The sequence below is a fragment of the Paenibacillus ehimensis NBRC 15659 genome, from assembly GCF_004000785.1.
GTDB lineage: Bacteria > Bacillota > Bacilli > Paenibacillales > NBRC-103111 > Paenibacillus_G > Paenibacillus_G ehimensis.
The window spans coordinates 20,239-35,399 of sequence record NZ_BILX01000049.1 but is presented as its reverse complement, the minus strand read 5'-3'; the positions used below and the strand labels follow the sequence as shown (position 1 = coordinate 35,399).

Here is a 15,161-nt window from a genome sequence, read left to right as displayed (position 1 = left end):
CGGCTTGTTGTGGCGATTATAATACATGAAAAAAATCGAGAGTGCCGCTTCGGGTTACTCCTCGATTTTTTTGCGCCGATATTCGCTGTGCCCGCTTTACCACAGCTTGACAGGACGAGCGGCGAGGACATATAATACAGGAAATTGAACCGGTTCAATTTATTTTATTTTCATATTGGAAATGTTTTTGTTCAAGCATTTCCTTTTACTATAAATAAAATTTGAACCGGTTCAAATGAGGGGGTGCGGATCGTGAAGCTTACCATTAGCGACTTGGCGAAAATGACCGGTCTCGCCAAAAGCACCATATCGGGCGTGCTGAACAACAAGGACGGATTTTCCGAGAAAACGAGACAGAAGGTGCTGCAGGCGGCCGAGCAGTACGGCTATGTTCCGAATGAGATTGCCCGGGGGTTGTCGACGAAATATACGAAAACGATCGGGCTTGTCATCAAGGACATCGCCAATCCGTTCTACAGCAAGCTGACCAAGGGCGTCCAGGAGGTTGCGGGCGAATACGGCTATACGGTTTTTCTATGCAGCAGCTTCGAGGATCATCACACCGAAAAAGAGCAGATTCAAGCCATGCTGAGCAGACGGGTGGACGGCCTGATCGTTGCGCCGCTGCTGGAGGAGGTGACGTTCGACCACTTGTTCGATCTGAAAGCGAAGTCCGTCCCTTTCGTCCTGCTTGGAAGCGTGCCGGGGCTGGACAGCTCGTATGTCGAGTTCGACGATTACGACGGCGGGCGGCAGGTGACGGAGCATTTGCTCGAACGGGGCCATCGCAGCATCGGCTTCGCTGCCGGACTCCCTACATCCAGAGCGTCTCGGGAGCGCCTTCGGGCTTGCCGGGATGTTTTGTCGGCGCACGGGCTTGCTTTGCGGCCAGAGTTTACCTTTGAGGGAGCCCAAGAGCTCGCGGACGGGGTAGAGATCGGCCGGAAGCTGATCGCGATGAAAGAAAGGCCGTCGGCGCTTATATGCTTCGACGACGTGGTTGCGTTGGGGGTCGTCAAAGCTTTTCAAAGCGAAGGCCTGCGGATTCCCGAGGAGATGTCCTTGACCGGCTTTGACGATATCGACCTGATGATTTTTCCGCTGACGACCGTTTCTATTCCAACCTACGAGGCAGGCAAAGCGTTGGCGCGTACGCTGTTCGGGCGGATCTTCGGCGGGCCGGATACTCCGCCGCAGCGGATCGTCTTCGACGAGAAGCTCGTCGTGCGGTCATCCGTGCGGACGGCGGCGAATTGAACTAAATCTTGAATCTTGAGACTGCACCCAACGAATGGAGGATGAGGATATGAAGCAATGGAAGATCGAACAGGTGACCGTCGAGGCCTACGCTAGCCGGGAAGGCATGGGGCAAGCGGCGGCGCAGCGGCTGGCGGAAGCGATCCGTACGACGCTGCGGGAGAAAGAGACGGCCGCGGTCGTTTTTGCTTCCGCTCCGTCGCAGAACGAATTTTTGCGTTCGCTGCGGACCATGGATTCCGTCGCGTGGGAGCGCATCCGCTGCTATCATCTGGACGAATACGTCGGCTTGCCGACCGAGGCCCCGCAGAGCTTTGCGGCGTATTTGCGGACAGAGCTGTTTGCATTCCGGACGCCGCTGGAATTCTATGCGCTGAACGGTTTGAACGATCCTGCGGCAGAGTGCGCCCGTTATACGGAGCTGCTGGAGCGGCACCCGATCGATATTGCCTGCATCGGAATCGGCGAGAACGGGCATATCGCCTTCAATGATCCTCATGTGGCGGATTTCGACGACCCCGTCCGCATTAAGAAGGTCGAACTGGATGAGACGAGCCGCAAGCAGCAGGTCAACGACGGCTGCTTCCCGCAGCTCGATGCGGTGCCGCGCGAAGCGCTGACATTGACCATTCCGTCCATCGTATCGGCTTCACATATCATTTGCACGGTGCCCGGCGAGCGCAAAAGCGACGCGGTGCATCGGACGCTGTTCGGTCCGGTCGACTCGGCGTGCCCGGCGTCGATCTTGCGACGGTCGGCCCGCTGCGATATGTTTCTGGATTTCGCCAGCGCTTCCCGCATTGCGGCGCAATAGCGGTGTAACCCAAGGAGGGACGAAAATGACCGATCCCAACACGACGATAATCGAAGGAAGGCGGGCGGATACCGGGAGACGGATCCGGCTGGTGGCAAACGGGGGCTTCGTTGCTTTGATGGAAGAGACGGAAAGCCCGGGTCAAGCCGCGGCAGGACCTGACGAGCTCTGGATCGCTCCGGGCTTCGTCGATCTGCAGATCAACGGGTACGGGGGTGAGGACATCAACCTGACGGGGGCCGATATGCACCAGCGGGTGGAGACCGTGAAGCGGCTGGTTCGCGCGGTACTCGCTTCCGGTACGACATCCTTCTGCCCGACAGTGATCACGGCGAGCTTCGAGCAAATGAAAGACTGCATGACGGCGGTGCGGCTCGCTTGCGAGCAGGATGAGCTGACGGCTTCCGCCGTGGCAGGCATTCACATGGAGGGGCCTTACATATCCGGCGAAAACGGACCTCGGGGCGCCCATCCGGCCGAGCACGTGCGGGATCCGGACTGGGCCGAGTTCAGCGCATGGCAGGAAGCTTCGGGGGACCGCATCCGGCTGGTTACGCTGGCGCCGGAACGCCCGGGCGCGGCGGAATTTATCCGCAAGCTGACGGAGGCGGGCGTCGTTGCCAGCATCGGCCATACGGCGGCCGATCACGATCACATCGCGGCCGCTGTGGAGGCGGGGGCGCGAATGAGCACGCATCTCGGGAACGGAGCGCACCCGCAGCTTCCGCGCCATCCGCACTATATTTGGTCGCAGCTGGCGGAAGACCGGCTTGCCGCCAGCGTCATCTGCGACGGACATCATCTGCACTTTTCCGTCGTGAACGTGATGCACAAAGTGAAAGGCGAGACGCTGCTGCTTGTCAGTGATGCCGTCCATTTGGCAGGCCTGCCGCCCGGCACCTACCGCACGCATGTCGGCGGCGAGGTCGAGCTGCTGCCATCGGGCCGGCTGCATATGGTGGACAATCCGAACCTGCTGGCCGGATCGGCGGTCAGCCTGGCGGACTGCGTAGGGCGGTTCGCACAGATGACAGGCTCCCCGCTGGCGACGGCCGTAGCGATGGCGACGGACAGGCCGGCGCGCCTGCTTGGGTGCGCGGGAATCGGTACGCTGGAAATCGGGCAGGCTGCGGATGTGGTGACGTTCCGCTGGAACGCCGAGGCGGGCAAGCTGGATGTGCAGGCGGTGTATAAGCGGGGCCGGCTCGTCGGACCGGAGCGGCGTGGAGAGATCGTGCCCCGGACATAAGGACATAGAAAAAAAGGAGGCATCAATTCAAAATTCAAGCCTCCTTTTTTCTGTTCGGACACTAGACCTCAAGCAGCCTGTCGACGGCGTCCAGCACCCGCGAGCCAAGAAGCGGCTTGACGACAAAATCCTTCGCTCCGCTTCGGATCGCCTCAAGAATCATCTCCCGGTGCCCCATCGCCGAGCACATGATGATTTGTGCCGCAGGGTCCCGCTCCATAATCAATTTCAACGCTTCGATGCCGTCCATATCCGGCATGGTGATGTCCATCGTGACGAGGTCCGGACGAAAAGTGGCGTACTTCTCAATCGCTTCCCTTCCGTTGGACGCTTCGCATACGACTTCGTGTCCCGCCGTCTCCAATATATCCTTCATAAACATCCGCATAAATGCGGCATCGTCTACGACCATAATTTTGGCCAAATGGTATCACCGCCTCAAGAAACTACGTTTCTTGCACGTGCCTGCACCGCACGCGAAGAAACAGCCTCTTGAGTATAGGCGAAGGTTCTGAACATTTTTTAAACAACCCGCTCCCGGTACCACTGCTCAAGCGTTCTCGCCGGCTTCGTACCGAATTCGTCGAACAGCATTTGCGACAGCATCTCGTACTGCCGTTCCACAGACACCCGGTCGCCGATAGATGTGAAGAGCTTGATCAGCGCCCAGTACACCTCTTCGGTGAATGGAAATCTGCGCTGAATAAGGAAATAGAGCTGGAAGGCTTCCGCCGCATTGTCCTGTGTTTCCAGAAAAGCCGCGACGCGCATCGCATGCCGGTACCACAGCATACGCAGCCGCTCCCGCTCGTTCTCCGCCCACCAATAGCCGCAATCCTCCAAGTAGTCGCCGCGATACAATTCCAGCAGCTGCAGATGCCGCGCGAGCGTATGCTCGCTGAGCGGCGGAGCCGTCTGCAGTCCCTCTTCCCAAATCAGCACGTCAACGTCGACCTCATTCAGCTCGAGCCGATACCCTTTGTCTCCGCTGACGATCCGGATGCCGGGATGGATGGCGCTTGCGGTTTTGCGGATTTGATAGATGGTGGTGTAGAGCTGCGTGTAGCCTTTCTTCGGATCGATATCCGGCCAGAACAGCTCCAGCAGCGCATCTTTGCGCACGGGCTGGTCCCTGAGGTGAACGAAGTAGGCGAACAGCTCCTGCGCTTTGTTCGTTCGCCAATGCACGGGCCCGGATTCGCCGGTGTCGACCTCCAGCGTCTGAAAGCAGCGGATCGTAACCTGCTCCTTCGTCCCCGTTGACGGGCGGACCGCGGGTTGGTCCAGCCCGGTTTTGGCGGCTTTGGCCTGCGACAGCCGGGCTAATGTTTTGGCGAGCCTTTGCGTGGAGACAGGCTTCAGCAAATAATCGATCGCCGCCAGCTCGAAAGCCTTGATCGCGTATTTCTCGTAAGCCGTCACAAAGATGATCTCGGTTTCCGGCAGGCGGGACATGATGATCTCGGCTGCTTCCAAACCGCTCATCTCCGGCATGTCGATGTCCAAAAAGACGGCTTCCGGCTTCTCGCGCAGCACCGCCTCGACGGCTTCCCCTCCATTCGGGTAGGCGCCCACAATGACGCCGCCGTTCAGCTTCTCAAGCTGCTTTTGCAAGCTGAATAGAGCCAGCGCTTCATCGTCTGCAAGAATGATCCGAATCATCGGCAAACCTCGCTTTGCGCAAACCGGGCAAACCCGACCCCGTAGTCGTGTAGTTGAGTGGCAAATCCGCGCCCTCCTCTTTCTGTATGCAAAAGTAATCTATTCGTCAAAATCCTTCTTGCTCGGCAAAAAATCCATTCGAACGGGACGGCAGAGAACCCGCCGTTTTCCTATCTTAATCATATCAAAATTTCGTCCCCTTCTGAATTTTAAAACGAAAAAATGTTAATTATTTCACAAAATTTTATTTGGGCCAATTAGGAAAAAGTACCGATTTACCGCTTTTTCACTCGCTACTCAGCCATAATCTGGTCGAATTTGCTCGAACGATCTGATTTAATGTCGAGAGGTGTTCAGTTTTTGTTCAGAAACGGTTGATAAAGTGAGCGAAAATGTTCTTTAAAACGAATGAAGGGGAGGCGCGGACAAAAAACGAGAAGATCGTTGGATCGCTATTCAAGAGAGAGATGATGAAAAAGGAGCGGAAACGATGAAACGGCACCAATCGAAATGGATGTCATGGCTGCTCATGATTTCCATGGTGGTAACCTTGCTGCAGCCGGCCCTGCGGGCTCAAGCGGCAGAAGACAGCGTGAAGTGGGTTACCTACAAGAATGACGATTTTTCCAATGAGAAACAACTCGCGTTGTTCTCGTTAAACGGCACTGCCAAAGTGGCCACGGATAATCAAAACCGTAAGGTACTGCGTTTAACCGAGGCAGTGACCAACAAGTTCGGCACCGCGTTTAACAAAAAGCTTATTGCGCCGGGCGATAATTACTCGTTCAGCACGTTTTTTAAATTCCGGTTGAACGAGAGCAATTCGGGTTCTCCGGCCGACGGCATTACCTTTACGATTCAAGCCGAATCCAACAGCGCGGGATCGGTAGGCCAAGGAATCGGCTACGGCGGAATCAAGCCCAGCTTTGCGGTGAAATACGATACTTATCAAAACGATACCGATCCGTCGAACAACTATATCGGATTGGCCGTAAACGGCGACGTTAGCAATACGAAGCCCGGCTGGTATACGGCAGGCAGCTACCTGAATTCGCAGGGCATAAATCTTTCCAACGGAACAGACTATTATTCGTGGATCGATTACAACGGAGCCGACAAAAACGTCAAGGTATATATCGGCAAGACGGAAGCGCGACCGGCGACTCCTGCGCTCAATGTCGATAATATCGATTTGGCCGACATCTTCAAAGGGAAGCCGGGGGTTTACGCGGGATTTACCTCGGCAACGGGCGGCGCTTTCGAGAGACACGATATCATTTCATGGTATTTCACGAACGAGCTGGCCCCGATCGATACGACGAAATATCAATACAAGCAGGCCCCGACGAAAGTAACCGTCGATACGGTGCCGACAGGGCAGCCGGGCCAATTCCAAGTCATTGCCACCCCGTATGATGTCGAGGGAAATCCGGTTTCGGACGCTCCGATCCGCTTTGCGTCGACACAGGGCACGCTGACGAACCCGGATACGGTTTCGGACGGCAGCGGCCGGGGAACGACGATTCTGGATTTCGGAAGCAACCCGCCTTCGGGCGAAGTGACGGCCAAGGTGATGGTCGGAGGCGCTTACGTTACCGTTGCCATTCCGGCTTCGCCGACGAATCTGAAAGCCGGAACGACGCCGGAGACGGCCAACAAGCTTACCTGGAATACCGTGACCGGCGCCACGTATTACAATCTGTATAAAGACGGAGCGTTGTACGCGACGAATGTCGGCGGCCCCGCTTACCAGGTAACCGGTCTTGCGCCGGGAGAATTTGCGACATTTACCGTGACAGCGGTAGTCGTTGACGAGAACGGCGTAATGGAATCCGCGCCGACCAACAGCGTAACGCTTCCGACTCCGGCGGGCCTTGCGTTGGACAGCACGCGCTATACGCTGCCGATCGGCACTACGCATCAAACGGTCGTTTCCTCCGTATACTCGAACGGAACCCAAGTCGAAGTAACGAATCAGTCCGTATTCAGCTCGGGTAACAACAACGTAGTCACCATCAGTCCGAGCGGACTTGTTACGGCTGTCGGAGCAGGAACGACGGTGATCTATGCCGTTTACAACGGAAAAACATTGCAAGCTTCCGTCACAGTACCTATCGCCGCTCCGACTGGGGTCGCAACGGACAATGTGACATCCACGGGCGCAACGGTGAGTTGGAATGGGGTTCCGGGCGCTCAGTCCTATAACATCTACGACAACGGGAAACTGATTGCTTCCGGGGTAACCGATACCCGTTATACGGTAACGGGACTTCAACCGGGAACAGCCCATAACTTTACGGTAAGCGCCGTAAGCAACGGAATCGAATCACCGGCTTCCGGCGCAACGGGAGCCACTACTACGACGCTGCGCGATCTGGTAGTAACTCCGGCCAACTATACGCTTGTACCGGGCGGCGTTCATCAGACGCAGGCGACAGCGGTTTATTTGGACGAAAGCATAAAAGACGTCACCAAACAAGCAACCTACGTTTCCTCGAATCCCGATATCGTTTCGGTTGATGCGAATGGCGTGATTACGGCCAAAGCTCCGGGAACGGCCGTGATTACCGTAACCTACGACGGTAAAACCGCAACGGAAACGATCGTGGTGCAAGAGCAAGAACCGCCGTTCAACTTGACGGTGAACAAATCGCCTGACTCGATTCCGGGAGACGGCAATTCCAAAGTGACGTTGAGTGCAGGCGTCGTATCGGCTGACGGAACTCCGGTCGCCGGCGTACCGGTTACGTTCCACTTCGGAAATACGATGAACGATGTAACGGCCACCACGAATGAGCAAGGAATTGCTTCTATCGAATATACTGCGCCGGCGCTTCAAGGGACTTCGCCTCTAAACGAAGTAATCACGGTATCGGCGAAAGATCCGAAATCGGGCTTGTCGAAGCAGCAAAGCGTAGAAGTGACTTACATGCCTGCGGCTGTCCAAGGGATCGTGATCGATCAGGTGACAGGGAAGCCGGCGGCAGGGGCAACGGTTTCGGTTACCGCCGATTTTAACGGGGATGGCATCGTCGACTTCACTTCGACCGTAACTACCGCACAAGACGGCTCTTACCGAATCGGGGTACCCCGGGGCAACTTTGCTTATACGATGAATATTCAAACGCCGGTACAGCTTGGAAACCGGACGGTCACCTTAAAGAGCACACAAACGGCAGTCGTAGGCCAACTGAATGCGACCGGCCAAAAAATTGATTCCGCGAACAAAATCAGCGGTCAACTGTTTATCGCACCTTCCGCTTCGAATGTGCAGCAGACGCCGGAAAGCCTGTTCGGAAGCGGCAACGTCAGCGCCCTGATCCAAGGCATCAACGGAAACGACTTCCAATCGACTCTGGCGCTGAAAGCCGACGGAAGCTTTGAATTGGAGAAGGTGCCGGGCGGCGAGTACAAAATTTCGTACCAAATGAAAGCGCCGAATGGCGCCGTGCTGGCGGGACCGTCGGCCACCGTTCGTGTGAAGCAAAACGGGGAATTGGGCGTAGTCTATTCCTTGATCGATCCTTACGGCACGATTACCGACGAGGCTTCCGGCAAGCCGGTGGACGGAGTGAGCGTGAAGCTGTATTGGGCGGATACGGAGCTGAACAAGCAAAACGGCCGTACGCCGCACACGCCTGTCGAATTGCCTGAATTGCCGGATTTTGCGCCGAATAAGAATCACAACCCGCAGCTGTCGGATGCGACCGGACAGTACGCCTGGATGGTGTATCCGAATGCAGACTACTATATTGTCGCTACCAAAGCGGGGTACAACGATTACAGCACGCTGGTAACGAAACCGAACGCGCCGGCAGCAAACGGCTCGGACAGCTACATTAAGGACGGCATTATTCATGTCGGGCAAGATATCGTAGCCTTCGATTTCGCGATCCGGCAAATTCCGGTGAGCAGCACGTCATCCACTTCCTACGGCGGCGGATTTTACTACGGGTCTGCAACGTCAGGCGTTACCTTGAATTTGTCCGTGGATAAAAATCTTGTCAAAGAAGGCGAGCAATCGACGATTACGGTTGATTATAAGAACCAGTCCGTGTTCTCGGTGGATGCGGGAGTAGTTACCGTAACGATTCCGGCAGGAGCGGAAGTGATCGATGCGGACGGCGGTACCGTCAGCGGAAACACGGTTACGTGGAAGGTCGGCAAGCTGTCGGCCGGCCAAGCGGGCAGCTACAAGCTGAAGCTGAAATGGGGGGCGGTCGCCGCAGCGGACGCGGAGTTCGACATTCAAGGAAAGTTCACGGTCGAAGGAGACGCATCAAGCGCTGCGAAGGCCGACTCTGCGGTCAAAATGAAGGTCTTTTCCGACCGCTACGGAAATTTGAAGCATCAGCGTTATATTTTAGGCTATCCGGACGGCAAGTTTTACCCGGATAATGCTCTGACCCGTGCGGAGCTCGCGGCGATTGTGGCGAGAATGAAAGAAAATGCAAAGGTAACCGACGCTCTTGCGTATACCGATGTTCAAGAGAACCATTGGGCGGCGAATTACATTAAGATTGCAACGAAATACGGCTACTTTAACGGCTTCGAAGACGGCAGCTTCCGTCCGGAAGCTAAAGTATCCCGGGGAGAGCTGGCCTCCGTTATGGCGCGCTTCCTGGGCCTCGATGCCGGCGCATCCGGCGAGAACCACTTTAAGGATGTCCAAGGACACTGGGCAGGGAATGCGGTTGAAGCGCTGTACCGCGGCAAGTTTCTTGCCGGATACGAGGACGGAACCTTCAAGCCTGCGGACAGCATCCGCAGGATCGAAGCGGTGACGATGATTAACCGGATGCTGTATCGCGGTCCGCTGAAAGGGGCTGCCCCTCAGTTCCCGGATGTTGCGGAAAGCCATTGGGGCTTCGGCGATGTGCAGGAAGCAACCGTTTCGCATGAATCCGTAAGGAATGGCGACGGCAGCGAAGCTTGGAAGAGCAGCATGGCGGACGATGTGCAATAATTTAGCAGAACGGGCGTATTTAACATTTTTCGCCTGAACGGAAGTAACGCCCGGATCCTTTAAGCCGGGCGTATTTCCATTCCCTTGCAGCCTCTCGAAAAAAAAGTTCCGTTACCGGTTGTTAAACGAAGGCAACAGTGGTACGCTGTTCGTAAAAACAAACATCTTTGTTCGCAAATACAAACAACGGACCGCAGACCTTACAAGCTGCCGCTGCCGGATGGAAAGGAAGAACGGGACACGAAAATGAGGTGGGCTTATGTTACCGTTGCTCTATTGGTTATGCTGATGGCCGCCGCTTTACTGCTGGCAGGAGGACCACTCGCATCGAATGCGTTGAAGGGAAAGGCGGAAGATCCGGAGCCCCGGAGCGACAGGCTGCCCGGAGAAATCTTTATCCGACGGCACATGGTGAACGCGGACGGGACGCTGAAAACGAATTTGAAGCCGCACGCGGCCGCGAGCCGGGATGTGGCGCAGGGCGAAGAGGCGCTTTCCGAATCGATCGGGCTATGGCTTCAGTATGCGGTCCAGAAGGGCGACAAGACCTTATTCGAGCAAAACGTAGGCGTCTTGCGAGCCCGTTTTCTCAAAGACGACGGCTGGATTTATTGGAAGGTCGGCGCGTCGTCCGAAGCGGTCAACACCAACGCCTTGATCGACGATCTGCGGATTGCGGACGCCTTGTACAAGGCTGGCAGCCGATGGGACAAGCCGGCTTATACGGAGCTGGCGGATACGATCTCCGGCAGCATTGCCCAACATATGGTTACGGACGACGGCCGGTTCTCCGATTTCTACGACCATGCCTCCGCGTGGAAAAGCAATGTCTTAACCTTGTCCTACTTGCATGTCTCTGCATTCAAAGCGATGTACGAGCGCGGCAAGCTGAGCGAACCGGTGTACACGGGCGCGGTCGATTTTCTGAAACATCTCCCGACGCGCGACGCGTGGTTCCCGTTTTCCTACGATTTAGATAAAGGAACGTATCTGTACAACGACGAGATCAACTGGATCGATCAGTTGTACATTGTTTACCATCGCGCTCAAGCGGGTATCCCCTCCGACGAAGTCTGGTCCTTGCTCAAGGAACAATTCAATAAGCACGGCGTTCTGTACGGAAGGTACCATGCTCAATCCAAATTGCCCGCGGTAGACTTCGAATCTCCGGCGGTATACGGGTTGGCGATTCTGAGCGCTGTGGAGCTCGGGGACCGGGAGTTTGCCCAATCGCTGTATTACCGGATGCTGCGCTTTCAAATCTTGAACCCCGCGAACGAATGGTATGGCGGTTTTGTGTTCGATGACGATACGCATATTTTCGACAACCTCGTTCCGTTATTGGCGGAAAGGAAAATGTACGATGAAGGGCTTCTACGCTAAAAATCAAACCTATCTCTTCTATCAGCTCCTCTTGCTGCTGCTTACGCCGCTTGCCTGCTATTTTGCGTTCGGGTCGCCTCCGGTCTCCTGGAACAAGGCGCTTTTGCTGGCTGCCGTTCTGCTCATTGGCATCGCGGGCACGGTATTCGGCTTGGTCGCCGGGCTCGGCCTCAGTCTTGCCGTCATGTTTGTGTTCGGGTCCATTCTGTTGTGGAAAGCGTTCGTGTCTTCCGCGATCTTCCTGTCTGCGAAAGAGATCGTCATCTGGATGGCGGCGATCCTTGCGGCGCCGGTCGTCACCGGCATGCTGCACAAGTGGGTCGCGACGATGGCGGCCGAAAATCAAGAGATGAAGGAGAAGTTCGGCCAGCTTGTTACCATTGACGAAGCGACGGGCTTCGACAATTACAAGCGCTTCTTGTTCGAAATGGAGGATGAGTTCAAACGTTCGAGAAGAACCGGCGCGCCCTTTACTCTTCTGTTGATTCAGGTCAAGTACTTCGAGCAATTTCAAAAATTGTACGGCGCCAAGGAGACGCTTCATCTGCTGCAATCCCTTTCCGGTATTTTATGGAGCCATACGAGAATGACCGACCGCAAATTCCGCATGGCGGACGATACGTTTGCCGTCATCTTGTCGAACACCGAGGAAGAAAATGCGGATATCGTCATCGGAAAAATCGGAGGCTTGTTCAAAACCCACGTGCTTGCCAATCAGAAGCAAGCCGTTACGCTAAGCGTAGCTTTCGGCGTTTCAAGCTATAACGAGGGACTTGGCGACGCGAAGGAGCTGGTGCAACATGCGAGCGATGAGCTTGAGCAATACATTCCATAGAACGTTCCGGGCCGTCGTCTGGCTTGGCGCATTGCTGCTGCTGATAGGAAATTCGCACGGAGCGTGGGGTTCGGCGATGAAAGAAGCGGACGACGCCCGCAAAATATTGGTCGTGTATACGACGGAGGACGGGACGATTAGCGAACCGGTCCGGATTTTGGATCTTCTGCTGGGTCATTTTACGAGGGATGTCGTATTCAAGAGCGATGAAGCCGTAGAGAGCGAAGACCTTCGCGACATCTCGCATTTGGTGTATTACGGCGCGGTGCCCAGAGCTTTGCCGCAGCGGGCTGCGCAGCTCATGGCGGCCTACCGCGGGCCGTTTCTCGCTGTCGGCGACAATGTCGGGCAGCTCGGCGAACGCTTTTCCTACATATCGGTCGAGCAAAAGGTGGCGATTCATAAAGTAACGAAGCGGGACGACTCCTCCTACGACTTGCTGGATCAGACCTATCCGATTGCGCAGATCGCGCTCCGTCAAGGCGAAGCGATGCTGCAGGGCTGGAAGGGGGACCAGGCGTATCCGCTGCTTGCGGTGGACCGGGACAGCTTTTATTTTTCCTCGGTCAATCTGGATGCGCCGTTTCTATATTATTTGGGAGAAGGGCTTTATTCCTTTTTCCGGGAGCTGCCTGCGGCGGGCCACCCGGCTTACATTCGTTTGGAAGACATCCATCCGCAGTCCGATCCCGTGCTGCTGAAGGCGGCTGGCGACGTGTTGGAGGAAAAGGGCATTCCTTATATGATCGCGCTCATCCCGGTATACACGAATCCGGTCACGCACGAGCAGCTGCGTTTAAAGGATACGCCGAAGTTGGTGGAAGTGCTGAAAGAGCTGCAGAAGCGCGGCGCAAGCATCGTTCTGCACGGGTATACGCACCAGTACAGACATTCGGAAACCGGAGAAGGCTTCGAGTTCTGGGATGTGGAAAACAATGCGCCGATTATGGACGAGCCCGACCGGGAAATTACGGTCCTGCACAGGCACGATTTCCCGAGTAAGGAAGCGTACGAGAGCTATGTGGAGAAGAACAGGCAATTCAACGAATCGTATACCCGCCATCGGCTGGAGAGCGGCATTAAGGAGCTGACGGAGCTTGGGCTGTATCCGCTCGGCTTCGAGGCTCCGCACTACACGATGAGTCAGGAAGGGTACCGGGTGGCTGCGGAATATTTTCAATACGTGCTCGGGCAGGTTCAATTGGGCGACCGCGATTGGCAGCGGATGAGCACGGCTCCGTATATCACGGCTCCCGCGTTCCTGCACGGCATGACCTTGCTGCCCGAGACGATCGGCTATTACGATGCCGTCTCGCCTTCAGCGGTTGCGGAGACGGCCAGAAAAGTGCGGCAAATGCAATTCGTAAGCGGCGGTGTCATCGGCATGTTTTATCATCCGTATCTCGGGGCGGACCGGCTGAAGGCGTTTCTTGCGGCCGTAGAAACCGTTCCGGGGCTGGAATGGATCGATTTGAAGCGTCTGGAGCATAAGCCGTCGGAGCGGTTTCAAGCGGTGGACCGTACGAATACGCCGCTTGTCACGACGGGCCTTTCCCGCCCGCTGCCGGAGCTCGGGGAGATGGGAGTATCGCAGAAAATTTTGTGGGGCATTGCGGCGGTCGTTGCGCTGGCTGTGATTGCCTTTCTGATCTATACGCTTCGTATTCGAATGAGCTTACGAAAGCAGTTGTTTGAGGAGCGGAGCATCCATGGCTGAAATTTTATTTTATGTATCGCTAACGATGATCTGGATCATGCTCTTATACCATATGTTTCTGATGCAAGGGGGGTACCTGCATTATCTGCGGTACAGAAAGCCGATTGAGAAGTGGGAGCAAGCCAAGGCCCCGCTTCCCAAAGTGAGCATCCTGATTCCCGCGCACAACGAGGAGGTTGTGATCGAGCGTACGATTAAAGCGATGGTCCGGCTCGATTATCCGAAGGACCGGCTGGAGATCATCGTCGTGAATGACAATTCGTCGGACCGGACGGGCGAAATCGCGGACAGCTACGCGGCCAAATATCCGTGTGTCCAAGTGGTCCACACCAAGCCGCCCAATGCGGGCAAAGGCAAGTCCGGCGCGCTGAACCAAGGCCTGCTCCATTCCAGCGGCGAAATTATCGTCGTCTACGATGCGGACAATACGCCGGAACGGCAGGCGGTTCGTTACCTGGTTCTGGCGATGCAGAACGATCCGGCGGCAGGGGTCATTGTCGGGAAATTCCGCGTCGTGAACGCAGCCCGCAACCTGCTCACGCGCTTCATCAACATCGAAACCATTTCCTTCCAGTGGATGGCGCAGGCCGGCCGCTTCAATTGGTTCGGGGTGACGACGATTCCCGGCACGAATTTCGCCATCCGCCGCAGTCTGATCGAGCAGCTGGGAGGCTGGGACGAGAAGGCGCTCGCCGAAGATACGGAGCTGACGATCCGCGTCTACGATGCCGGCTATTATATCCGCTTCTTTCCCGCCGCCATCACGTGGGAGCAGGAGCCGGAAACGTGGAAGGTATGGTGGAAGCAGCGGACCCGGTGGGCGCGCGGCAATCAATACGTCGTGCTGAAATTTATGCGGCAGCTGTTCTCGCTAAAAAAGAAGCGGATCGTGTTCGACCTGGTGTACTTCTTTTTCACGTACTTTATGTTTTTTATGGGCGTGATCGTATCGGACCTGCTGTTCGTCATCAACCTGTTTGTCGATTTACATCTGGATGTCGGCATCGTTTCGATCATTTTGTGGATTCTGGCGTTCTTCCTGTACGCCACGGAAGTGATGATTGCGCTCAGTATCGAAAAGACGGAGTTTACGCTGAAAAATTTTGCGATCGTGCTGCTGATGTATTTTACCTATTCCCAGCTGTGGATCGCGCTGGTCATTTATGCCTTATATTTGGAAATCAAACGCGTGCTGTTTCGTCAGGAGACGAAATGGTACAAGACGGAACGCTTCTCGAAAGACAAGAAGGGCGAGGCCGTATCATGACAACGAATAGG

At 55.7% G+C, this 15,161-nt stretch carries 10 protein-coding genes; 8 read left to right on the top strand and 2 right to left on the bottom strand.

Annotated elements, in window-relative coordinates:
* Positions 1-252: 252 nt before the first annotated feature.
* From PEH01S_RS23240 to PEH01S_RS23230, 3 genes are read left to right on the top strand one after another with little or no spacing between them, the layout of a single operon-like run.
* Positions 253-1,257, top strand: a complete 1,005-nt coding sequence (locus tag PEH01S_RS23240) for a LacI family DNA-binding transcriptional regulator (protein ID WP_025845278.1) — start codon at positions 253-255, stop codon at positions 1,255-1,257.
* 49 nt (positions 1,258-1,306) lie between these two features.
* Positions 1,307-2,071: a glucosamine-6-phosphate deaminase gene (locus PEH01S_RS23235; RefSeq protein ID WP_127488315.1), complete on the top strand. Its 765-nt coding sequence runs from the start codon at positions 1,307-1,309 to the stop codon at positions 2,069-2,071.
* 25 nt (positions 2,072-2,096) lie between these two features.
* Complete coding sequence (locus PEH01S_RS23230) at positions 2,097-3,320, top strand: N-acetylglucosamine-6-phosphate deacetylase (protein WP_127488313.1); 1,224 nt, start codon at positions 2,097-2,099, stop codon at positions 3,318-3,320.
* Between the two features lie 61 nt (positions 3,321-3,381).
* On the opposite strand, the gene PEH01S_RS23225 is transcribed toward PEH01S_RS23230, so the two are convergent.
* Together PEH01S_RS23225 and PEH01S_RS23220 are read right to left on the bottom strand one after the other, a co-directional pair.
* Positions 3,382-3,744 carry a response regulator gene (locus tag PEH01S_RS23225; RefSeq protein ID WP_025845283.1) on the bottom strand — a complete coding sequence of 121 codons (363 nt, stop codon included), beginning with the start codon at positions 3,742-3,744 and terminating at the stop codon, positions 3,382-3,384.
* A gap of 98 nt (positions 3,745-3,842) precedes the next feature.
* Entirely contained in the window at positions 3,843-4,982 is a 1,140-nt protein-coding gene (locus PEH01S_RS23220) for a response regulator (protein ID WP_127488311.1), read from the bottom strand.
* 490 nt (positions 4,983-5,472) lie between these two features.
* Here PEH01S_RS23220 and PEH01S_RS23215 point away from each other — a divergent pair, with 490 nt between their 5' ends.
* The 5 genes from PEH01S_RS23215 (at position 5,473) to PEH01S_RS23195 (ending at position 15,150) form a co-directional block, all read left to right on the top strand.
* Positions 5,473-9,948 (top strand): S-layer homology domain-containing protein, encoded by a 4,476-nt coding sequence (locus PEH01S_RS23215; protein ID WP_127488310.1) that lies wholly within the window; start codon positions 5,473-5,475, stop codon positions 9,946-9,948.
* A 246-nt stretch (positions 9,949-10,194) separates the two neighbouring features.
* Positions 10,195-11,331: a glycosyl hydrolase family 8 gene (locus PEH01S_RS23210; RefSeq protein WP_127488308.1), complete on the top strand. Its 1,137-nt coding sequence runs from the start codon at positions 10,195-10,197 to the stop codon at positions 11,329-11,331.
* A complete protein-coding gene (locus tag PEH01S_RS23205; RefSeq protein WP_164827996.1) occupies positions 11,312-12,166 on the top strand; it encodes a GGDEF domain-containing protein in 855 nt (284 codons plus the stop codon). Before PEH01S_RS23210 ends, PEH01S_RS23205 begins: the two co-directional genes overlap by 20 nt.
* On the top strand, positions 12,132-13,883 hold the full coding sequence (locus PEH01S_RS23200; protein WP_127488305.1) for a polysaccharide deacetylase family protein: 1,752 nt from the start codon (positions 12,132-12,134) through the stop codon (positions 13,881-13,883). The genes PEH01S_RS23205 and PEH01S_RS23200 overlap by 35 nt, the downstream gene beginning before the upstream one ends.
* On the top strand, positions 13,876-15,150 hold the full coding sequence (locus PEH01S_RS23195; protein WP_025845293.1) for a glycosyltransferase family 2 protein: 1,275 nt from the start codon (positions 13,876-13,878) through the stop codon (positions 15,148-15,150). Before PEH01S_RS23200 ends, PEH01S_RS23195 begins: the two co-directional genes overlap by 8 nt.
* The last annotated feature ends 11 nt before the right edge of the window (positions 15,151-15,161 follow it).

Excerpts from the sequence above, each read along its gene's own strand:
- PEH01S_RS23235 (WP_127488315.1), top strand. The coding sequence starts at position 1,307 with ATGAAGCAATGGAAGATCGAACAGGTGACCGTCGAGGCCTACGCTAGC.
- PEH01S_RS23230 (WP_127488313.1), top strand. The coding sequence starts at position 2,097 with ATGACCGATCCCAACACGACGATAATCGAAGGAAGGCGGGCGGATACC.
- PEH01S_RS23220 (WP_127488311.1), bottom strand. The coding sequence starts at position 4,982 with ATGATTCGGATCATTCTTGCAGACGATGAAGCGCTGGCTCTATTCAGC.
- PEH01S_RS23215 (WP_127488310.1), top strand. The coding sequence starts at position 5,473 with ATGAAACGGCACCAATCGAAATGGATGTCATGGCTGCTCATGATTTCC.
- PEH01S_RS23210 (WP_127488308.1), top strand. The coding sequence starts at position 10,195 with ATGAGGTGGGCTTATGTTACCGTTGCTCTATTGGTTATGCTGATGGCC.
- PEH01S_RS23205 (WP_164827996.1), top strand. The coding sequence starts at position 11,312 with ATGAAGGGCTTCTACGCTAAAAATCAAACCTATCTCTTCTATCAGCTC.
- PEH01S_RS23200 (WP_127488305.1), top strand. The coding sequence starts at position 12,132 with ATGCGAGCGATGAGCTTGAGCAATACATTCCATAGAACGTTCCGGGCC.
- PEH01S_RS23195 (WP_025845293.1), top strand. The coding sequence starts at position 13,876 with ATGGCTGAAATTTTATTTTATGTATCGCTAACGATGATCTGGATCATG.